A 22169-nucleotide genomic window follows, 5' to 3' on the forward strand; every position below is an offset into this window, starting at 1 on the left:
GAGGTGTAAACCTATCAAGTTGGGAAAACAATATGATTCAATCCGGCTTGCCGAAACAGACAGGCTTGTACGATCCAAGCTTCGAGCATGATGCTTGTGGCGTGGGCTTTGTGGCAGATCTTAAAGGCCGCAAAACCCATGAGATCGTCCGTATGGGGCTTAAACTGCTGGTCAACCTTACCCACCGTGGCGCCGCCGGGGCTGATCCCCTGACCGGTGACGGGGCTGGTATTCTGATCCAGATGCCCGATGCCATGTTGCGGCAGGCTTGCCGCACCCTCCATATTGATCTGCCCGAGCTGGGCGCTTACGGTGTGGGCATGGTGTTTTTGCCCAAAGAGACCTCCATCCGTGAATCCATTCAGCGGCATATTGAAAAGCTGATTATGGATGAGGAGCAGGTGGTGCTGGGCTGGCGAGATGTGCCGATTAATAAAGGGGCGCGCATTGGCTACACCGCCAAAGAGACCGAACCCTTGGTGCGCCAAGTAATCGTTGCCGCCCGCAACAAACCTGCCGATGCCGACCCTAACTGGTTGGAGCGCAAGCTTTATATTATTCGTCAGCGCATTGAAAATACGGTGCGTGATTATGGTATGGAGGAGCTTAGCTCCTTTGACGTGCCCAGTTTTTCCAGCCGTACCTTGCTCTACAAGGGTATGTTCCTGGCCGACCAGGTTGAAGATTACTATCTGGATTTGGTTAATCCAGCGGTGGTTTCTGGCTTTTCGTTGGTACACCAACGTTACTCCACCAACACCTTTCCGACCTGGGGTTTGGCGCAGCCTTTCCGGATGATTGCCCATAATGGGGAGATCAACACGGTACGGGGTAATATCAACTGGATGCGTGCCCGTGAAGCGGCCCTGACCCATCCGCATTTTGGGGATGATCTGAAAAAACTGTTCCCAGTCATTCCTGAGGGGCTGTCGGACTCTGCCGCTTTTGACCGTGCGGTGGAGTTTTTGGTGCTCTCAGGCCGTTCGTTGCCCCACGCCATGATGATGCTTATTCCCGAAGCGTGGGAAAACCATAAGCAGATGGGTGACGAGCTAAAAGGCTTTTACGAGTACCATGCCTCCATTATGGAGCCTTGGGATGGCCCGGCTGCGGTGGCCTTTACCGATGGCCGCATTATCGGTGCGACGTTGGACCGTAATGGTCTGCGTCCGGCCCGTTATCAGGTGACCAAAAGCGGCTTGTGTGTGATGGCCTCCGAAGCGGGTACGGTGACGTTCCCCCCTGAAGAGGTGCTCTACAATGGTCGCCTTCAACCAGGACGTATGTTTGTGATCGACCTGGAAGAGGGTCGCATCATTGATGATACCGAGGTTAAAAAACAGATTTTAGAGGGCAAACCTTACCGCCAGTGGGTGGAAGATGGCCTGATCAATCTGGATGATATGGAAGAGGGCGATAGCACCAAAGAGGAGCAGGAAAAGCTGGGTACCCTGCATAAAATCTTTGGCTATACCGAAGAGGATCTGCACCTGCTTATGGGTCCCATGGCACTGGGGGGATCCGAGCCCATTGGTTCCATGGGTAACGATGCCGCTTTGGCGGTGCTCTCCACCAAAAACAAGCCGCTGTTTAGCTACTTTAAACAGCTCTTTGCGCAGGTGACCAATCCCCCCATTGATCCCATTCGTGAAGATCTGGTGATGAGCCTCTACAACCAGCTAGGGCCTGCGGGCAACCTGCTGGAAGAGAGCCCCGAGCATGTAAACCATATTCGCCTGCTGCAACCGGTCATCGACAATAAACAGCTTGAGAAAATTCGTGCCGCCAACGTCAAAGGGTTGCATGCACGTACCTTCTCTACCCTGTTTTTGGTGGAGCGGCAGTGCTCCCTGGATGACATCCTGAGCCGTCTGTTTGATGAGGTCTCTACAGCGGTAGAAGATGGGGTCAATCTGATCATTCTGTCTGACCGGGGGGCCAATAAAAAACAGGCACCACTGCCCATCCTGTTGGCGGCGGCGGGTCTGCATCACCACCTGATCCGTGCGGGTACCCGCAGCAAGGTGAGCATCATTGTGGAGAGCGCCGAGGTGCGCGAGGTATTCCACTTCGCCCTGTTGGTGGGCTATGGCACCAGTGCGGTCAACCCCTATTTGGCCATTAGCACTCTCTCTGATCTGTGCGGAAAAGGGCTCTTTCCACCGGAGATCACGCCGGCGGTGGCCTTTAAAAACTATGCAAAAGCAGTCAATAAAGGGTTGTTAAAGATCTCCTCTAAAATGGGCATCTCCACCCTTAAAAGCTACAGTGGCGCGCAAATTTTTGAGGCGGTGGGTCTGGCTAAAAGTCTGGTTAGCCGCTACTTTACCGGCACCGTCTCCCGTATTGAAGGGGTGGATATGACCACCCTTAAAGAGGAGATTTTGCGTAAACACCGGCTGGCTTATGCGGAGAATGTGATCTCCATAAACCAGCTGGAGGTGGGGGGCGAGTATAAATACCGACATGGTGGCGAGAGCCATCTGTGGACCCCGGAAAATATTGCCAAGCTCCAGCACTCCACCCGTGAAAACAACTACGAAACCTATAAAGCGTTTGCGCGGACCATCAACGAGCAGAGCAAAAACCTCTGCACCCTGCGTAGCCTGTTGCGCCTGAAAAAGGCCGCTCAACCGGTGCCGTTGGATGAGGTGGAACCCGCTTCGGAAATCGTACGTCGTTTTGTGACCGGTGCCATGTCTTATGGCTCGATCTCTAAAGAGGCCCACGAGACCCTGGCCATTGCCATGAACCGTATTGGGGGTATGTCCAATACCGGTGAGGGCGGTGAAGATCCCGAACGCTTTAAGCCGCGTCCCAATGGGGATAACGCCCGCAGTGCCATCAAGCAGGTGGCGTCGGGTCGGTTTGGTGTTTCCAGTCACTATCTGGTCAACTCCGACGAGATGCAGATCAAGATCGCCCAGGGTGCCAAACCCGGTGAGGGAGGGCAGCTACCCGGTCACAAGGTGAACGAGGTGATCGCGCGGACCCGTAACACCACCCCTGGTGTCACCCTGATCTCGCCACCCCCCCACCACGATATTTATTCTATCGAGGATCTGGCGCAGCTGATTTTTGACCTGAAAAATGTCAATCCCGACGGTCGTGTGTCGGTTAAGCTGGTCTCTGAGGTGGGTGTGGGTACGGTTGCTGCGGGGGTCTCTAAGGCCCATGCGGATATGATTTTGATTGCCGGTCATGATGGCGGCACCGGGGCAAGCCCGGTTAGCTCCATCAAACATGCCGGGGTGCCCTGGGAACTGGGCCTGGCCGAGACCCAACAGACCTTGGTGCTCAACGATCTACGTGGGCGTGTGCGCCTGCAAGTCGATGGTCAGCTACGCACCGGGCGTGATGTGATCATTGGGGCGCTATTGGGTGCTGAAGAGTTTGGCTTTGCCACCGGTCCGCTGGTGGTGGAGGGGTGTATCATGATGCGCAAATGCCATCTGGGTACCTGCCCCGTGGGCATTGCCACCCAGGATCTGGAACTGCGTAAAAAGTTTACCGGTCAGCCCCAGCATGTGGTCAACTACTTCTTCTTTATTGCTAATGAAGTCCGTGAGCGCATGGCCGCTATGGGCTTCCGCAAGATGGATGATATGATTGGGCGGGTGGACCGTCTGGAAGCCCGTGAGGCCATCGACCACTTTAAGGCGCAAGGGCTGGATTTTACTAACATCCTGAAACAGCCCGATGTGCCTTCACGCATTGCCACCCGTTATGTGCAGCCTCAGGATCACGGCATTGACAAGGTGCTGGATCATAAATTGTTGGAGCTGGCGGGTATCGCCTTTGAAACCCGTGAGCCGATCCAGATTCATCTACCCATCCATAATACCGACCGTTCGGTGGGGGCTATGCTGGGTGGGGAGATCTCCAAACGCTTTGGTGGTGAGGGCTTGCCGGATAACACCATCCAGTGCCATTTTACCGGGGTGGCGGGGCAAAGCTTTGGGTGCTTTAACGTCGCGGGGGTTTCGCTGCATCTAACCGGCGCGGCCAACGACTATGTGTGTAAGGGTATGTCTGGGGGGCGGGTGGTGGTTAAGCCCCATCCTGGTGCGACCTTTGTAGCCGAGGAAAATATTATTGCCGGTAACACCATCCTCTATGGTGCCATCAAGGGCGAGGCCTATTTCCGGGGTATGGTGGGTGAGCGCTTTGCCGTGCGGAACTCCGGTGCCCAGGCGGTGGTCGAAGGAACGGGGGACCACGGTTGTGAGTATATGACCGGCGGAACCGTGGTGGTGCTCGGCCGTACCGGGCGTAACTTCGCTGCCGGCATGAGCGGTGGTGAGGCTTATGTTTATGATGTCAAAGGAAACTTCGCTGAGTTGTGTAACCAGTCCATGGTGGGGTTGGAGTCGGTGGAGACCGAGGAGGATCAAGCTACGTTGAAAGCTTTGATCGAAAAACATGTTAAATATACCCGCAGCACCGTTGGTAAACAGATCTTAGAAAACTGGACAGAGGCTCTAAGTCGGTTTGTTAAGGTGATGCCCCGCGAATACAAGCGCGTGCTGGAAGAGATGAAGCAGCAGCAGGAGAAGGTGGCCAATGGGTAAGATTACAGGGTTCATGGAGTTCGAACGTGAGCTGCCTGAAAAGCGGCCCGTTGCCGAGCGCATTAAAGACAGCAAAGAGCTTTATAAGGATTTTCCAGAGTCCGCTTTGCGTATCCAGGCTGCCCGCTGTATGGATTGTGGCATTCCCTTTTGCCATAGCGGTTGTACCCTGTGTAACCTGATTCCCCAGTGGAACGATCTGGTCTATCGGGAGCGTTGGGAGGATGCCAGTCAAGCACTGCACCGCACCAATAACTTTCCGGAGTTCACGGGTCGTATCTGCCCTGCTCTGTGCGAAGCCAGTTGTGTGGTGGGCATCAATGGCGAAGCGGTGGCGATTCGTGAAATTGAAAAAACCGTGGCTGAAAAGGGTTGGCAGGAGGGTTATATCAAGCCCCTCAAGCCCTTGAGTCTGACCGGCAAACGGGTGGCGGTGATCGGTTCTGGCCCGGCGGGCATGGCCTGTGCCCAGCAGCTTACGCGGGTGGGCCACAGTGTGACGTTGTATGAAAAAAATGAGTCGGTGGGTGGTTTGTTGCGGTTTGGTATCCCTGATTTCAAGCTGGAAAAAGAGGTGGTGGAACGCCGCGTCAACCAGATGAAAGAAGAGGGTTTGACCATTAAGACGGGTGTGCATGTGGGGGTGGATCTCTCCATTGAGCAGCTACGCCAAGAGAGTGATGCCATTGTGCTCACCGGTGGGGCTGAACAGCCCCGCAATCTGCCCATTCAAGGACGGGAATTTAAGGGCATTCATTTTGCCATGTCCTTTTTGGCCCAGCAAAACCGCCGGGTAGCCGGATCAAAGATTGCGCCGGATGAGGTGATCCATGCGGCGGGCAAACGGGTGGTGGTGATCGGTGGTGGGGATACCGGTTCTGACTGTGTGGGGACCTCAAACCGTCATGGTGCGGTGAGCGTGACCCAACTGGAACTGCTGCCCAAACCGCCACGGGACCGTGCCGATGAGACCCCTTGGCCGACCTGGCCGCATATGTTGCGCACCAGCACCTCTCACGAGGAGGGGTGTGACCGTATGTGGTCCATTTTGACCAAATATTTTGAGGGGGATGAGCAAGGCAACGTTAAGCGCCTGCACTGTGTGAAGCTGCGTTGGATCGAGCAGGAGGATGGCAGCCGTCCACAGATGGAGGAGATCGCGGGCAGCGAGTTTGTGCTGGAAGCGGATCTGGTGTTGCTGGCGATGGGCTTTTTGGGTCCGGTTAAAACCGGCTTGCTGGATGAGTTGGGTGTGGCGCTGGATGCCCGTGGTAACGTGAAGGTGGATCATCAGTTCCAGACCAGTGTTGCGGGTGTTTTTGCGGCAGGGGATATGGCGACGGGTCAATCCTTGGTGCTCAAGTGCATTGATAGCGGGCGCAAGGCTGCCCGTGGTGTGGACGCCTACCTGCGGGGCGGGGAATCCATTCTGGAGCCTTGATCTTGGGGTGTTTCACGGCACACAAAAAAACGGCCTCTACAGAGGCCGTTTTTTTGTGTGCCCAGCGAGGTGCAGGCTGTACTACCCTCTAGATATATGGGACGCTAAAGGGGATGGCGGGTTATCAAACGTGAGCGTTCATCCTACGCGTTTGCGAGGCGTTGGGCGTTGCAGGCGTGGTGTGATGGGTGAAATCAGACTGCAACACGATGGGAAAGATGGGCCATGCGCTTACTGTTATTGATCTTCCTGCTGTTGGGGGTGCCCTTGCCTGGGTATGGGGGCAATGTCACCACCATGCGTGAAGCTTTAATGATGGGTAGTGCCGCTTATAAACGGGGTGAGGTGCAAAAGGCGGACACGCTTTATAGCGCTGCCCTGCGGGATGCCGATCAGGTGTTTGGCGAAACCTCGGAAGAGGCCTTTCATATCCTTAGCCCCCTGGCCAATCTTAAATTTTTGTTGGGCAGAAACCGCGCGGGTGAGGCCCTGATGGTGCGTTATCTAAAGATCTGCAAAATACGCTATGCAGATCGTCCGGTGGCCATGGCCTTTGCCATGACCCGTGCCGCCGAGGTGTTTGTGGTGCGTAAAGATTATGCCCGGGCCGCCCAGCTTAGTGGCAAAGCAGTGCCCCTATTGCTCAAAAAGATTGGCCCAGATCATCCCGACGTGGTGGCGGCAGTTAATCGCTATGCCGGTTATTTGATTGGATTGAAAAAGTATCAAAAAGCAGAAGAGATCGCGGCACCGATGGTTAAACAGGTCATAAAAAAATCGGGCCAGGACTATTTTTTGACCGCCAGTTTATGGATGACCCTAGGGGATGTTGCCCGTGGCAAGGGTGAGCTGGAAATCGCCTTGCGGCACTATCGGCAAGCGCATAAAATCCGCGTTAAGCTCTACGGCCATCGCCATATTGAGACCTTGCAAGCGGTCAGTCGCCTCATTGACGCAGGGCTGGTGATGGGGCAGTGGCAGGCGATGCAGGGCTATCTTGAGCAAGGGTTGGCCATCGCCCGTGAACTCTATAGTGAAGAGAACCCCATGGTACGACAGTTTAAACAGCGTTTGGATTTGGTCAAACGTAAGCAACGCGGTAAAGAGGTGACCATTTAGCCTATGTCCACACCCACGCAGATCCCCGTATGGAGCATTGATACCGGACCAGCAGCGGCTCAGGCGGTGGCCCACGCCGTGCAAAATCGGCAAATTGGGCAGGGTAAGCTGACCCGTCTGTTTGAGCAGCAGTTGGCTCAGCTGCTGGGGGTGCCCCATCTGTTTTGCACCACCAGTGGTACCAACGCCCTGCTCATGGCCCTTATCCAACTGGGGGTCGGCTGTGGGGATGAGGTGATTATTCCCGCGATGAGCTGGGTGGCAACGGCTAACGCCCCCCTGTTGCTGGGGGCCAAGGTGGTGTTGGTGGATGTAGAACCCACCCGCCCCGTCATGGATATAAACAAGCTACAGGCGGCCATTAGCCCAAAAACCAAAGCGATCATTGCGGTGCATCTCAACGGCATTGCCACGCAGATGGAGCCGTTGTTGGCGATAGCCCAAGCGCACGGTATCGGTGTGGTGGAAGATGCCTGTCAAGCCCTGCTCAGCCGCCATCACGGGCGCTGTTTGGGCAGTTTTGGTCGGTTTGGGGCCTTTTCGCTGGGGGTGGCGAAGATGCTTACCACCGGTCAGGGGGGGCTGCTGGTGTGCCAGAGTGCCGAGGATGCCGCAGCCATTGAGTCGATCCGCAACCAGGGCCAATGTGGTGGGGTGCTGGGGGAGAAGATGGAGCGGCTAGGCGGTAACTTTAAATTTAATGATGTGCTGGCCGCCCTTGGTTTGGTGCAGTTGCCGCTGCTGGCGGGTCGGGTACGCCACCATTTGGCCATTCAAGAGGCCTATGCAAGGGGCTTGGCTGGGGTGGCAGGCATGCGTGCAATCTCGGCCAACGCAGCGGCGGGTGAGCATCCTCTCAGGGCCGAATGGCACTGCCAAGACCGGCAGCGTTTTATCCAAAGGATGGCAGAGCAGGGCATTGAGGTAGCGGCGCGCAGCACCGGTTTGCATCGGGTGCCCCACATTGGTGCCCAGTTGGCCGATTGTGAGCAATACCCCCATGCCCAAGCCTACGAGGGGCACTTTATCACTCTGCCTTCGGGGCCTGAGCAGCCGTTGGAAAATGTGCAACGGGTAATCGAAGCGATCCATGCCTTATAAAAAGGGTAGGTGGGCTAAGGGGGGCGAAAGGTAAGGGGCTGGGCTTGGGAAAGATCCAGGGGGTGCCCCTAAGGACACCCCCTGGAGAGAGGCTTTAGGCGTTGACCACCTGCATAAAACGGCCATTTTTATCCAGCAGCCCGTTTTTGGGGATGGCGGGTTTTTTGGCCCCATCGGTATAGTCTTTACCCTCGGCATTGGGGAAGTAGAGCCCTAGGTTGCGGATGGTGTTTTTACGCCATTTGGCCAGCTCTTCTAGGCTAATGCCGGACATTTTGGCAAAACGGGCGCGGCGCTCTGGGGTTTTAAAGTTAATGCGGTCCCACTCCAGGGCGCGTAGCATGTGCAGATCTTGGGGTTGAAACTCGTCGGTGGCGATGGCACCTCGGCCAAAACCAAAAAAGTTGGTGTCGCCAAAATCAAAATTGTCTGGCAGTGCCCCCATCTCCATGGCGCGGGTGTACATCTCGGTTTTGGGCAGCGGGGTGGCGATGTGAAAGGAGACCATATCCACATCCATCTCATCGGCAAAGGTGCAGGTATCACGTATCTGATCCCAGGTCTCGCCGGGTGAACCGATGATAAAGTCTGCGGAGATCTCAAACCCCAGCTCTTTACCCTTTTTCACCAAGGGTGGCACCTTTTTTAGATCCAGCGGCTTTTTGAGCACATGGTCCAGCACATACTGGTTACCCGACTCGATGGGGAGAATCAGTTGGTAGGTCTTGGCCGCCTTCATCATCTCCAGCATATCTTCGGTCAACAAAAAGGTGGCAAGGTTTAGGGATTTCCACCACAAATCATAATCCCGGTCGATGAGGCCCTGCAAAATCTGTTTAAAGCGCTTGCGGTTGATGATGAGATTGTCATCCAAAAACAGGATCTCTTTAACGCCATAGTCGTTGTAGAGAATGTCGATCTCTTGCAGCACATTTTCCGCCGAACGCAGTCGGACCTTGCTGCCATCAATCGAGTGGGTGCTACAGTAGATGCAGTCATAAGGGCAGCCGCGACTGGTGGAGGTGAGCACATAGGGCTCGTAGCGGGCGTTCATGACATTGCCAAAGCTGTTGTTGACGTTAAAATACTCTTTTAAACGCATTTTTTCATAGTCGGGAAAAGGCACCGCATCCAGGGGTTTTACGTAGGCCACCGGTGCGTTGACTTGAAGACGCTCCTGCTCCCAGTAGGCGATGCCGTCAAACTGGCTGAAATCGGTTTCACCACGGTCCAGCATATCCAGTATGAGGGGAAAACGATGCTCGCCCTCTCCCATAACTCCATAGTCGGCCACCCGATCCCGCATGGCCAGATCCACTGAGGTGGTGACATAAACCCCCCCTAACAGCAGGGTGATGCCCGGTGCACGTTCTTTAATCGCCCGCGCTAAAGCATGAAAGCTCTGGGCATACTCCAGGGACATACAGGTTAGGGCCACCACATCGGGGGCAAAGTCCAGGATCTTCTGCAGAGATTGCTCAAGACTCAGGTTGCCCAGGTGGGGGTCGAGTGCTTCCACTTCAAAGCGTTGTTGATCCACCACCGCAGCCAGAATACCCAGGGTGTAAGGGGGGACCACCCACAGACGTTTCCCAAACCATGAAGTGTTGGGCATGGTAATCATAACCCGTTTGACATGAGACATGGTTTTTCTTCCTTAAAGCATGGGCCTTCCGCCAGAAAGGCTATTTTTCCGCCAGGGCAATGGCACATTGCCCCCGTCTTTAACGCATCACACCCAAGGGTGCATTGCAAAGGCTTTGCCACGCTGAGCTGAATTTAAAACATGTGGCTGTTAGAGACTTGATTTTGGCTGATTTAAAAATAAGACCAATTAGGGTTTATATTACACAGTAGTGGGAAATAAAGCTATGTGCAGAACGGAAAGGGTCTCCATTTTGCAGACAGTTCTTGACACAGCGGGCAAACCTACGCCCCACATGATCGTTGCGGCTTGAATAGGAATTGTTTTTATGAATAAGCAGTTAAGCTCATTATTACAGTTGGATGCCCAGCAATTGCAGCAGGCGTTACAGCAGGCCATCGCCCAAGATCCCGACCCTCAACAGGCCGCGCAAGATGTCACTGCATGGTTATGTCGGGATGCCCAGGATGCCCAGAAACAGTATTTACTGGGTTGGCAAAAGTTCCACCAAGGGGATTTTAACGGGGCACTCTATCTGGTGGAGCAGTCCATGGCGTGGGGGGCTGTTTATCCCGATATTCTGCGTTTAAAGGTACTGGTCTATATTGCGCTGGGGCAGGGTAAAAAGGCTTTAGAACAGTGTCAGTTGTTGAGCAAATATCCCTTGCCAGCTGGCATGTTAAACCTTTTAACAGCCTATGGTTATCTGGTGCTTAACCAACTGGATTCCACCGAGGACGCCGCCCGACAGGCACTGCTGCAAGCGCCGCGCTGGAGCCCTCCTTATGTGTTGATGCTACAACTGAGCGAGAAGCTGCAAAAACCACTATTGACCCAATACATCCAGGCCATGTTGCGGCATTTTTTGCCCCATGTGGGGACGGTGCCTGCTACGGAACCGGCGGATACGCTGTTTTTTGATCAACAGCAAGCTCGACAGGTGGCCGCTCAGGCCCTGCTGGTTAACACCCCGTATGGGGGGCGGGCACGGCAGCTCTGCGTGGTATTGGGGGGGGAGGGTGAGGAGCCTGGGCTGTTGGGCGTAAAAGAGAGCGAACTGCTGTCGCGCTGGAGTGAAAGCGCCTTGAGGATGCCGAGCCGCATTGAGCCAGACTGGGATAATCCCGCGCAAATAGAACAAGGTTTTTGGGTGGTTAGGCAGCTCTTTGCCGCGCAACATTTGCGGGACAAGCGGGAACAGGAAATCACCCAGCGCATGCTCGCGGTTGCTCCACGGTGTGCGCCGGACGAGCCTCCCCGGTTGCTCTTGATCTGTGCCCGTCAGCATCCCAGTTATGCGGGGGTCGTGGGGCTGGTGCAGATGCTCGAAGCGCAGGCTCAGGTGGTGTTGTGTGACGAGGCCAGTGACTATGCGCAACTGGATGTGTGCCATATCCTAGAGCAGATAAACCAGTGGCAACCCCACGTCGTGGTGTGGTGGGAGGGTCCGGTGCTGGCGTTGCCCAGTCGCTTGATTATCCCTATGGAAAAGCAGCAAAGCTGGATAGCTGCCCAGCGTACCCAGCAGCCAGAGCAGGTGGTGCTGCTGCCCGCCCAGGCCCTACAGCCGCAAGGGGGGGAGGGCTACCAGGGTTTGCACCCTGAGCAGACAGAGGTGCTGCAACGCTTTGCCCAGTGGCTGCTCAGCCAAGTGCCGAGCGGTGAGCAGGAGGCGGCGGTTGCCACCCATGGGGTGATGCAGGCTGAGCATCAACAACAATTGGCGGTCAGTTACCAAACCCTGTTGGCAGGGCAGGTAGAGCAAGCCGTAGGCGAGTTAGAGGCGCTGCTACGGCTCTATCCTCAGCAAGGCGAGATCCAAGCCATTTTGGCCAATCTGGCGTTGGCGCAAAAAAAACCCGAAGAGGCGCGCAATCGTCTATTGCAGGCGGTAGCGGCCAACCCCCGGCATGAACTCTGTTTGGAGTTGCTGGCGCAAGCCTATGTGCAGATGGGGCAGATTACCGAGGCCGAGGCGGTGCTAAAGCGGTTGTTGGCCTTTGCGCCAGACCATCAGGCGGGGCTGTTGGCGTTGGCCAATCTCTATCTGGACCATGTTAAACCGGTACCGGAGGTTTGTTTGGCCCACCTTAATCATCTGCTGCGCTTGAACCGTCAAGAACCAAGTATTTATGCTGCATTGGTCTGTTATTGGGCCATGACAGAAGATGACGTGCAGAAAAATTGGGCCATGCAGATGATGAATCATTTTGTGCATGACCCGTCCAAGCGGGTGCATGTGGCGACTGAAGATCTGTTTTGTGTCACCCCTGAACTGGCGCTGGCACAGGCGCACAAGGGGTTGTTGGTCAAGCATACGGCGGCAATCGCTTTGCCACAGATCTGCTATTACCAGGGCGAAGCGCTGGATGACCATGGTCTGGAAAATTTGATCGCCATACAAGAAAAAGTGAGCCACTATTTTTCGGTGCCTTTAATCCGGCGGCCCACTCAAGTGCTGTTTGATCCGGCCAATCCTGAGCAGGTTGCCACGGCAAAACAGTATGCGGAGCTGTTTGATCTGATCAATAAAGCACGGCAAAAGCGCGCCAATGCCATTTTGGAGCGCTACCGACAGACCCCGCCGGGGCCCATGCTCAATGGCCGGGTGCGGGTGTTGGCAACCGCCTCGCGTATGACCACGGTGATGCGCTACAGTTCGGCTGGCTTGATCCAGGCGTTCAAAAAAATTGGCTGTGATGTGCGCTTTTTGATGGGGCGCAACAACCGGGAAGATGCCGACGCCCTGGATATTATGACCGCTCACCACGACTTTGATCCCCATTTGGTGGTGAGCATTAATTGGGCGGTCAGTGGTTATTATCATCCAGAGCGGTGGAACGCCGTGTGGTACCAAGACCCCATGCCCGATATTAATAAGGGTAAAAAACAGCCCTGGCGAGAGCGGGATTTGGTCTATTCGGTCCTGCCTTATCTGGATGAAATGATCATAAAGAGCGGCTATAAAAACCCCAGGCGGCAAAGTTTTTGTGTGGACCTGGATCTCTACAAGCGGCACAAATCTGTTGAGAAGCGGCATAAAATCATTTTTGTTGGCAGCGCATATGCGCGGCATTTGACGCCGACTTCGGATGCCGAGCGGGGTTTGGTTGAGCAGTTTGTACAAGCCAGTGAGGCGGGCGAGGCGCTCTCGCCCGCGCAGATTAACCAGATGGCAGAGCAGGTCCATTTAAGTCCGCTGTTTATCCGTGAGTATGTCTATCCCTTTGCGGTGCGGGATCTAAGCGTACGGTGGCTGTGTGAGCTGGCCCCAGAACTACCCTATGCGGTAGAGGTGTATGGTTATGGTTGGGAAAATGATCCCGTGGTGGCTCCCTATTATAAAGGGGTCGCCCAACAAGGCATGCACCTGGTGCAGATCTATAATGAGGCGAAATATGCGCTCTCTCCCCAAGCGCACTTGGTGAACAGTCAACGCACGGTTGAGATTGCCGCTTGCGGTGCGATACCTGTATTAAATGATCATCGGCAGTTTGCTGACCTCCCCCACTGGGATGAGCATATGCTTTTTTATAAGACTAAAGCGGATATGCGACAGCTTTTTAGCCAAAGCCCGCTGCATGATCCCTATGAAATGGCCCTTTCCTACAGTTACGAGAGCTTCGCCCAGCGGATTTTAGAGGATGCCGGGCTCGCTTCAGTGCGTTGAAAAAGGGAGGGGAAAACCCTGAAAAGGGGGCCGATTTAGCTTGACTTTCGCCTTGCATGCAGTTTCGTTGCGAATATACGGAAAAGCGGTACCCTAAAGGGGTTTGGGTGCTTGACAGGGCTTTTTCATAGCGCTTAATATTTGAGTAAGCGTTGATCCCGTGCAGGGGCTTCTAGCGTTGGCGGGTTAAACGGTCAACGGGAAGTGGCCTAGTTTGGTGCCCTCCTAGTTTGGTGCCCTCCTAGTTTGGTGCTCATTGGGTGCCAAATTGAGTAGGTTGTTGGATGGATCGCTTGGATGTTGTCTTTGGAGCATAACTGGCTGGGCAGTCGTGTAGAGCTCAGGGCCCGTTGGGCGTTTGCCATGGGCTGGCTTTGACGATTTAGCATGGCGTCATCTGTGTGGCTCAGTTGGGTGATAGGCTATACCGGTTTTTTTCGGGTTCTGACAGTTTTGGTGGCGACCATGACCGCATGGTGGAGGAAATAGATGGATCAGGAGCTCCTGGGCGCTCTGGAAGAGCGTTGGAACGCGCTGGCCGAAACTGTCCGGACGCTAAAAGGTGAAAACCAAGCCCTGAGAGAGAGGGTGCGGGAACGGGAAGAGCAGCTGGCGCGCGTTGGTGAAGTGACCGCCAAGCTGAAACACAAGGTTGAAGGTTTGCAACAAGATCGCAATCAAACTATGGGCCGTATTGAGGGTCTGCTCTCCCGCTTTGAGGATCATGACTAAACCAGAATGGTTTATTTAAACGTGCTCCAGACAGGCGGAACAGGTAGAATAGAGGGCAAAATCCATGGCAGATATGGTTGAAGTAACGATTCTGGGGCAGCACTTTAAGCTGCGTACCGATACTGGCAACGATTATGTACATGAGCTGGCAGAGTATGTGGAGAGCTTGGTAGAGGAGTTGCGACGTAACTCCCGCTCGGCCTCCACCGACCGGGTGGCTTTGATGGCGGCTTTGCAGATTGCTGACCGCTATTTTCAGCTACGCCAGCGCACGGAAGGCAATAAAGAGTTGGCCAATGGCCGTATCCAGCGTCTCATCGAGGCGACGGATCGGGTGCTGGCTGAGTAATCCAATCCCCTGGGGTATGCGTGAGGAGTACAGTCTTCCTGAGCCGATAATTCTGAACCCGGGTGGCCGGCACTGACCGTGGAGCGAGAACCTCTTGTGGTTCACCAGAAGCGGTTACCAGGCTGCCAATCTAGACGAACGGGTTCAAGAAGCTTGTCTCTAACGGTACTTTGGGGGTATGGGATTGTATCTAAGGCCAACGGGTGCAGGGTGACTCTGTTCACCACCTGCATCGGTATGGGCCTATTGGCGGGTTTGGTTATGCTGCCGCAAAAGTGCTCTGTTGTCTATCATGTCCTGAATATGCCCGCCTTTCTCTCTCCATGGTTATCTCTTTCTCTTTAATTCAGTGGGACTTTGTGGTTCGTGCGTGACGAAAAAAAAGAGGCGCTGCGCAAAACGCTGCTGGCTTGGCGTGGTGCCCTTGATCCAGCGTGGCGTGCATCTGCCAATGCGGCGGCGGTGGCCCATTTGCTGAGCCATGCTTGGCTTGGGCAAGCTGAGCGGGTGGCGCTCTACTGTGCCATACGGGGTGAGTTGGACCCGGCCCCGCTGTTGGCCCCGTTGTGGCAGATGGGTAAAATACTCTATCTACCACGGTTGGAAGCTGGTGCGTCGCAGATTCGTTTTGCACGTCACCAGCAGGGGGAGGTTTGGCAGCGGGGGCCGTTTGGTATACCCCAGCCCGGTCCCGATAGGGCGCAGATAGAGCCTGGGGCGGTGGATCTCATGCTGGTGCCGCTGGTGGGGTTTGACGCACAGGGTGGGCGGTTGGGCTATGGGGGTGGTTTTTATGACCGTACCCTGGCCGGTCAGCGCCCCAAGTTATTGGTGGGGTTGGGTTTTGCGGGGCAACAGGTTGAACATCTGCCACGGGCTGACCATGATATCCCGTTGGATGCGGTGGTGACCGAAACAGGTTGGTGTTTTTTTGGCGAGGGATACGGCACTCGCTAGGCCAAATGGGCCTGATTCTAATGGCCGGTTGATAGTCTTTTAACGATGACCAAGCTCGCTCTGTTGGGGCGTGTTGTTTCTGTGAGATGGGTTGTTTTACCTTTTCGCTAGCGCTTGGCCACGGTACACAAAGTGCGTCTACTGCTTGGGTTATGGGGATGCATGGTGCCGTGTGGGGCGTGTGAGGGGTTACGCCCCAGATCGTGAATTCCGTGAAGTGTACCCGTGGTTTTTGGTACAACAATGGAGGCATGGACGATACCCTCTGGTCAGGGTTGGTTTTGTTTGGAGAGAACGGTTTATGGATATTCTTCTGTTGATGGTCGGCTTGCTGCTGGGGGCGGGCGGTGTCTTTGTGATGCTGCGCAATCAGAGCAATCAGGCCCTGGTTGAGCGGGATGCCCGCATCGATCTGTTGCAGAAACAAGCCCAAGAGCAGGTCAGAAATGCCGCCAAAGAGGTGGAGCTGGCCATGAAGGGTGAACGCATACAGATTCGTGAAGAGTTGGAATCTGAACTCAGAAGCCGCCGGGAAGAGGTGGATAGCCACCAAGTGCGCTTAGATAAACGTGAAAGCCAGTTGGATCGCAAGATTGAGCAGGTGGATAGACGGGATCAGGAGCTGGACCAACGGCGTGGTCAGTTGGATAAAGAGCAGAAAAAGGTTGAAGAACGGCAGCAGCACTTTGAGCGGTTGATTGTGGATGCGGATAAAAAGCTCGAAGAGATTGCTGGGCTTACGCGGGATGAGGCGAAAAGTCGCATTCAAGCTGAACTGGTGGATCGAGCAAGGCATGAGGCGTCGCGCCAGCTCAAGCAAATTGAGGATGATACCCGCGCCCAAGCGCAAAAGAAGGCACAAGAGGTTATTTGTAGTGCCATTCAACGGTTTGCCGGTGAGTTTGTGGTGGATCGCACGGTTTCGGTGGTGCAGTTGCCCACCGATGAGATGAAAGGACGCATCATTGGCCGTGAGGGACGCAACATTCGGGCTTTGGAGGCCGCCACGGGTTGCGACCTGATTATTGATGACACCCCAGAAGCAGTGGTTATCTCTGGTTTTAACCCGGTACGTCGTCAGGTGGCGCGTCGCGCTTTGGAAGAGCTGGTGGGGGATGGACGTATTCACCCGGCCCGCATTGAAGAGGTGGTGCGCAAGGCGCGTAAGGTGGTGAGTCAGGAGATCCGTGAAGCAGGGGAGCAAGCGGTCTACGATGTGGGTATCAGCAATATGCACCCGGAGATTATCAAGCTGCTGGGGACTTTAAAATTTCGCACCTCGTATACGCAAAATGTGCTGGCCCACTCGGTGGAGGTGGCCCACTTTGCCGGGATTATGGCCGAAGAGATGGGTTTGGATGGCAAGTTGGCGCGGCGCTGTGGCCTGTTGCATGACATCGGCAAAGCGGTGGACCATGATAATCCGGGCAGTCACGCGGTGTTGGGTGGTGAGCTGTGTAAAAAATATAAAGAGGATGACACCGTTACTAATGCGGTGTGGTCGCACCATTTTGATATTGAGCCCAACTCGGTGTATGGGCCATTGACCAATGCGGCGGACGCCCTATCGGCGGCCCGCCCAGGGGCGCGTCGTGAGAATGTGGAGACCTATATTCGACGTTTGGAAGAGTTGGAGCGCATTGCCACCGAGTTTAAAGGGGTGGAGAAGGCGTATGCCATTCAGGCCGGGCGTGAGTTGCGGGTGATGGTTGCCTATGATCGGGTGAATGACGAGGGTTCGATGCTGTTAGCCCGTGAGATTGCCCAACAGGTCGAGTCGGAGATGACCTATCCCGGTGAGATCAAGGTAACGGTGATTCGGGAGATGCGGGCCTCGGAGATTGCTCGATAGGGTTGGGTTGGGGTAGAGCCGTGCCGGTTTGCCCCATGTTGATGCCCTGTTGCCGTAGCGTAAATCTAGCAGCACTCTGTTAAGAAGGCCCTCATCATGTGGTGGGGGCCTTTTTTATAGGGTGTGGTGTGCGTCACGTGTAGAGAAGAGCACTTTGCTGTAAAGAGCGCACAGCGTTACCCTGGGGGCTGTGGTGTTGTAGGGCATGTGTGTAGGGCTGCGGTCTGTAGGGTAAACGCAGCTGTAGGGGGTAAGGGCGCGTGCCGGAACAGAAGGCTAAATGGCGGTATGTTCTTTGTGGGCTTTTTGCACCTGTTCACGAAAGCGGGTGATGGTGGCGATGACCTCCTCTTCCATAGGGGGGAGGTCGCCGTAGATCCAGCTCTCTTGCGCGGTGTTAAAGACATATTTTTGGCAAGGGCCGCTAAAGGGACCCTTGGCCGGATCGCCTTCCTGAAAGGTATGCATATAGAGGCGCAGGAAGGGATTTCTTGGGTGATAGCCTAAAATCGTTTGGCAGTTACCAATGGTAATGGCACGGTAGCAACGATCCCGGATGCCACTCTGGATAATGCAGCGGGTAAGCTCGTCGTAATAGTCGAGAAGGTTGAGTTCAACCAGCTGGCGACGCTGGTGGCGACAGAGGCGGTGAATATCCCCGGCGGGGAAAAGGCCTCGATACTGTGTGTAGCGGCGGCAATTACAGCGTAGCGCGTGCAGGTTAATGCTATAGATTTGGTCGGCTTTACTATGGCTGGAAACCGCGATGGTACGGTCAAATTCAGCAGGCAGGGTGGGGATGGTGTAGGGGCGGCAAAGCCCCATGTTTTTGATGACACGCTGGCGCCGATACCAAGGGCGCAGGATCAACTTATAGAGCAAAAACCAGAGGGTCAGGGTTGTTGCTAGGATGGCAAAGGTTTGCATAAGTTCGTGTTCGTCTGGTTTTTAAAAAATGGAACGATGCAGGGCTCGGTAAGGAGGGGCCTTAGGCATCCTTATCTGTAATGAATGGCCGCCCCTGCGGTTTTTTTATTGTCGTCTAGCTTATGTTAGCCGATTGTAGAAGAAGGACATAGGGTTCATGATGCGTGGCACCGCTAGGTTAGTGTCAAAATGGCATATAAAAGTTGCGGAAAGCAAGCCACAGAGTTGTTAAAAAGGGATGGTCGGCGATGAAAAAGCGGTTTGGGGTTGAAGGGTTGTGGCTGGCACTCATGATGTTTGTGGTGCCGGCCTTTGCAGAACCCACTGCCGAGGAGCGTTTGCGGGAGGTGGTTGGTATGTTGCAGCCTTCCCCCTGTGAATATTATTGGAATATTGATACCACCCGTACCCATGAGACCAAAAAGGGGGTCTTTACCGTCGCCTACATGGCCAAGTTAAGCGCGGACCAGTGGGCGGTGTTAATTGCCGCGCCCGATATGCTCAAGGGACGGGCCTTGTTGCGTCAGGGTGCGCACTACTGGACCCGCAATCCAGGGGAGCTGCAAAACCGCGAAATGCGGCCCAACCAAACCTTTTTGGGGGGGATCTTGACCAATAAAGATCTGTTCCCCTTGATTTTGGAACAGAGCCATGCCGAGGTGGTGAGTGATGAGCGGCAAGCGCGAAAAGAAGAGAAACAAAAGGCTCTGTCGGAATATGATAAAATTGTGCAAAATGAGCGATTTGGAATTATGTTAGAGACGGGGCATCTGCGAATTAAAGACCGTTCTGGGGATGGGGTGCTGGCGGTGGGTGAAGCCCCACCACAACTGGTCATGCGGTTGACCCCACGACAGGGCGATAAGGTGGATGGCTATAATTATGCCATGCTGAGTGTGGATGCCGATAGCAACCGTCCCCGCTGGTTAAAGCTGTTTGGTGCGGGGGAGCGGCAGCTAAAATATTTTGTCTACAACGATTTTAAACGGATGTCCGATGGGCGTCCGCACCCAGGTCGGGTGGAGATCTTTAACGGCCTTAATAGTACTTTTAAAAGTGAAATGCTGCTGGGAACGTTGCAGTGCGGCCCACTGCCCGAGGATGCTTTTCAACCCAATCGTCTCTCTCAATTTGGTAAATTGCTGCTCCGTTAGGCCCTTTAAGGGCGCAAATAGCGTTTTTATGGCGGTGCTGTGCGGTGTAAAAAATCTTTAATAGAGGCTGTGAGGGGGTTTCTGACGAAGCACAGATTGACATCCTTGCGTCATATTGTTAGTCTGCCCGTTTCATGCGCAGCAGGCCCTTTTGGCATGTGTCAAAATGGGGCCCAGGGATCGTTCAGAGGAGCACCTCCCTTGAGTAAAGAAGATGTCATTGAAATGGAAGGCACGGTTCTGGAGAACCTGCCCAACGCCATGTTTAAGGTAGAGTTGGAAAATAAGCATAGCTTATTGTGCCATATCTCGGGCCGTATGCGTAAAAACTACATTCGCATTCTGCCCGGCGACAAAGTTACGGTACAGCTAACCCCCTATGACCTGACCAAGGGACGGATCTCCTACCGTCACAAATAAGCTGTGGGGGCCGCAAGGCCCAGGTCATTCCATCTTGATTTATCCGCTCCCATTCCGGTTTTCAGGGCGCTGTGCGCCCACCAGCGTTCGATGGTGCCATGTCCGAGAGCTACGACGCGTCACAGATTGAGGTTCTGGAGGGGCTTGAGGGTATCCGCAAGCGCCCCGGCATGTATATTGGTGGTACCGACCTGCGGGCACTGCATCATCTGGTGGCCGAGGTGCTGGATAATGCCATGGATGAAGCCGGGGAGGGGCATGCCGATAAAATCACCCTAACCCTGCATAAAGATGGCTCTGTGAGCGTGCTGGATAATGGCCGGGGCATTCCGGTGGCCCCCCATCCCCGCTATCCCGGTCAGTCGGCCCTTGAGGTGGTCTTCACCACCCTGCACTCTGGGGGTAAATTTAATAATGATGCCTATGCCACCTCGGCTGGTTTGCATGGGGTAGGGGTGTGTGCCGTCACGGCCCTCTCGGTGTGGACCGATGTGCAGGTTCACCGCGATGGTTATGTCTGGAACGCCCGCTTTAGTCGGGGCAAGGTGGAAACGCCGGTGGTGCGTGGCGATGAAAGTCGTCGGCGCAGCACCCGTGTGCAGTTTCAGCCCGATCCTGAGATTTTTCCCAGTACCATTCTGAACCCAGACCGCTTAATCGAAATGTGCCGCTCTCGCGCCTATCTTCAGCGTGGGGTACGCATGACGGTCAAGCTGGAGGCCAAGGGGGAAGAGCATCTTTTTCATTTTCCCAATGGGCTTTCCGACTTTATCCGTGAGATCTCCAAAGATAGTCGCTTGGTGGTGGAGGACCCCTTCGAGGGGCGCATTACCGGTTTAGGGGATGCGGGCAAAAGCCGGGTAGAGTGGGCGATTTTGTGGGATGAGGTGGATGAGTCACGGTTGCGCTCCCACTGCAATACGGTGCCTACCCCCGATGGCGGCGTGCATGAGGCGGGGTTTCGCGCCGCATTGCTGCGGGGTATGCGGGATTTTGCCGACTCCCGCAACATGATGCCCAAAAACGTGGCCCTCACCGGTGAGGATATTATGGGGGGCATGATGGGGGTCATCTCGCTGTTTATCCCCGATCCGCAATTCTCCGGGCAGACCAAGGATAAGCTCACCAACGGTTATGTTAGCCGTATGGTGGAGAGCGCCATTAAGGATAACCTAGACCACTGGCTGCATGGTCAACCCGAACGCGCGACCCGCTTGGTGGGGGCCATGATTGAGCGGGCTCAAGAGCGCATCAATCGACGCAAAAAAACCCCGCTGGTCAAGCGCAAAAGCCCCACCAGTCGCCTGACCCTGCCGGGCAAATTGACCGACTGTATTAAAACCGATCCCGATTTTACCGAGCTGTTTATTGTGGAGGGTGACTCTGCGGGTGGTTCGGCCAAACAAGCGCGGGACCGGCATACCCAGGCGATTTTGCCGCTGCGGGGTAAAATTCTTAATGTGGAGCAGGCCAACTCGGAAAAATTTGAAAAAAATGCCGAGGTGCAAGCACTGACTACCGCCATCGGCTGTGGTGTGGGGCGGGCGTTTGATATCACCGCCTTGCGCTATGGGCGAGTCATTATCATGACCGATGCGGACGTGGATGGTGCCCATATTGCCTCGCTTTTGCTCACCTTTTTCTACCGTTTTATGCCGGATTTGGTGCACCGTGGGCATCTCTATCTGGCGCAGCCTCCGCTGTTTAAGGTAACGGTGGGGCGCGAGAGTGTGTATGCCCTGGATGAGCACGAAAAAGAGCGTGTCATCAACCGCCTAACCCGCTCCAAACCCAATGCTAAGGTGGAGATCTCACGCTTTAAGGGGCTAGGAGAGATGCCCCCGTCCCAGCTTAAAGAGACCACCATGCAGCCCTCTAGCCGCCGCCTGCTCAGGGTGATGGTGGATGATGACCATGTGACCAGCGATACCTTTGATCGGCTGATGGGGAAACGACCGGCTGAGCGCTTTAAATTTATCCAAGAGCACGCAGATTTTGCCAAGGGTGCTCTGGATATCTAAGTGTACTCGTCTATCGACAGGGGCGGCCTGTGTGGATTGGGTGGCCGCAAGGGGGGTGAGGCCCCATGTTGAAGCGTGTGGGGCTCTGCATGGCCATTGTTTTGCGGGTAGAGCTGCTTTGCCTTGGGGCCAAGGGTCGCCCTGCTGAGGGGGCGGTTGCGACCCAACATCCCACATTATCGAACCAGCCATAACCCCCATGATAAAATA

14 protein-coding genes and 1 other RNA gene are annotated in these 22169 nt (G+C 54.9%); 13 read left to right on the plus strand and 2 right to left on the minus strand.

What is annotated here, in order from left to right; translation table 11 throughout:
* Positions 1-32: 32 nt before the first annotated feature.
* The 4 genes from gltB to MMC1_RS03625 all read left to right on the plus strand — a co-directional run bounded on the left by gltB (position 33) and on the right by MMC1_RS03625 (position 8232).
* Complete coding sequence (gltB, locus tag MMC1_RS03610; RefSeq protein WP_011712387.1) at positions 33-4571, plus strand: glutamate synthase large subunit; 4539 nt, start codon at positions 33-35, stop codon at positions 4569-4571.
* Entirely contained in the window at positions 4564-6012 is a 1449-nt protein-coding gene (locus MMC1_RS03615; RefSeq protein ID WP_011712388.1) for a glutamate synthase subunit beta, read from the plus strand. Before gltB ends, MMC1_RS03615 begins: the two co-directional genes overlap by 8 nt.
* A 225-nt stretch (positions 6013-6237) precedes the next feature.
* Entirely contained in the window at positions 6238-7131 is an 894-nt protein-coding gene (locus tag MMC1_RS03620) for a tetratricopeptide repeat protein (RefSeq protein WP_011712389.1), read from the plus strand.
* A gap of 3 nt (positions 7132-7134) precedes the next feature.
* Positions 7135-8232, plus strand: a complete 1098-nt coding sequence (locus MMC1_RS03625) for a DegT/DnrJ/EryC1/StrS family aminotransferase (RefSeq protein ID WP_011712390.1) — start codon at positions 7135-7137, stop codon at positions 8230-8232.
* A 94-nt stretch (positions 8233-8326) separates the two neighbouring features.
* Here the strand turns inward: MMC1_RS03625 and MMC1_RS03630 are convergent, their stop codons facing one another.
* Entirely contained in the window at positions 8327-9877 is a 1551-nt protein-coding gene (locus MMC1_RS03630; protein ID WP_011712391.1) for a B12-binding domain-containing radical SAM protein, read from the minus strand.
* A 328-nt stretch (positions 9878-10205) separates the two neighbouring features.
* Between MMC1_RS03630 and MMC1_RS03635 the strand changes: the two genes are divergently transcribed.
* From MMC1_RS03635 to rny, 6 genes are all read left to right on the plus strand, one after another.
* Positions 10206-13547, plus strand: coding sequence for a tetratricopeptide repeat protein (locus MMC1_RS03635; RefSeq protein ID WP_011712392.1), 3342 nt, complete (start codon positions 10206-10208; stop codon positions 13545-13547).
* Positions 13548-14036: 489 nt separating this feature from the next.
* Positions 14037-14279, plus strand: coding sequence for a cell division protein ZapB (locus MMC1_RS03640; protein WP_011712393.1), 243 nt, complete (start codon positions 14037-14039; stop codon positions 14277-14279).
* Between the two features lie 64 nt (positions 14280-14343).
* Positions 14344-14628 carry a cell division protein ZapA gene (locus tag MMC1_RS03645; RefSeq protein ID WP_011712394.1) on the plus strand — a complete coding sequence of 95 codons (285 nt, stop codon included), beginning with the start codon at positions 14344-14346 and terminating at the stop codon, positions 14626-14628.
* A gap of 3 nt (positions 14629-14631) precedes the next feature.
* A non-coding RNA gene (gene ssrS, locus MMC1_RS20860) (6S RNA) lies at positions 14632-14809 on the plus strand.
* Between the two features lie 185 nt (positions 14810-14994).
* Positions 14995-15585: a 5-formyltetrahydrofolate cyclo-ligase gene (locus MMC1_RS03650; RefSeq protein ID WP_011712395.1), complete on the plus strand. Its 591-nt coding sequence runs from the start codon at positions 14995-14997 to the stop codon at positions 15583-15585.
* Positions 15586-15886: 301 nt separating this feature from the next.
* Positions 15887-17437 carry a ribonuclease Y gene (rny, locus tag MMC1_RS03655; RefSeq protein ID WP_011712396.1) on the plus strand — a complete coding sequence of 517 codons (1551 nt, stop codon included), beginning with the start codon at positions 15887-15889 and terminating at the stop codon, positions 17435-17437.
* A 276-nt stretch (positions 17438-17713) separates the two neighbouring features.
* On the opposite strand, the gene MMC1_RS03660 is transcribed toward rny, so the two are convergent.
* Positions 17714-18364, minus strand: a complete 651-nt coding sequence (locus tag MMC1_RS03660; RefSeq protein ID WP_011712397.1) for a hypothetical protein — start codon at positions 18362-18364, stop codon at positions 17714-17716.
* Between the two features lie 248 nt (positions 18365-18612).
* Here MMC1_RS03660 and MMC1_RS03665 point away from each other — a divergent pair, with 248 nt between their 5' ends.
* The 3 genes from MMC1_RS03665 to MMC1_RS03675 all read left to right on the plus strand — a co-directional run bounded on the left by MMC1_RS03665 (position 18613) and on the right by MMC1_RS03675 (position 21959).
* Positions 18613-19518 (plus strand): outer membrane lipoprotein-sorting protein, encoded by a 906-nt coding sequence (locus MMC1_RS03665; protein ID WP_011712398.1) that lies wholly within the window; start codon positions 18613-18615, stop codon positions 19516-19518.
* A gap of 201 nt (positions 19519-19719) precedes the next feature.
* Positions 19720-19938 carry a translation initiation factor IF-1 gene (gene infA / locus MMC1_RS03670; RefSeq protein WP_041640750.1) on the plus strand — a complete coding sequence of 73 codons (219 nt, stop codon included), beginning with the start codon at positions 19720-19722 and terminating at the stop codon, positions 19936-19938.
* Between the two features lie 98 nt (positions 19939-20036).
* Positions 20037-21959: a DNA gyrase/topoisomerase IV subunit B gene (locus MMC1_RS03675; protein WP_041640753.1), complete on the plus strand. Its 1923-nt coding sequence runs from the start codon at positions 20037-20039 to the stop codon at positions 21957-21959.
* The last annotated feature ends 210 nt before the right edge of the window (positions 21960-22169 follow it).

The sequence above is a fragment of the Magnetococcus marinus MC-1 genome (assembly GCF_000014865.1).
GTDB classification, from domain to species: domain Bacteria; phylum Pseudomonadota; class Magnetococcia; order Magnetococcales; family Magnetococcaceae; genus Magnetococcus; species Magnetococcus marinus.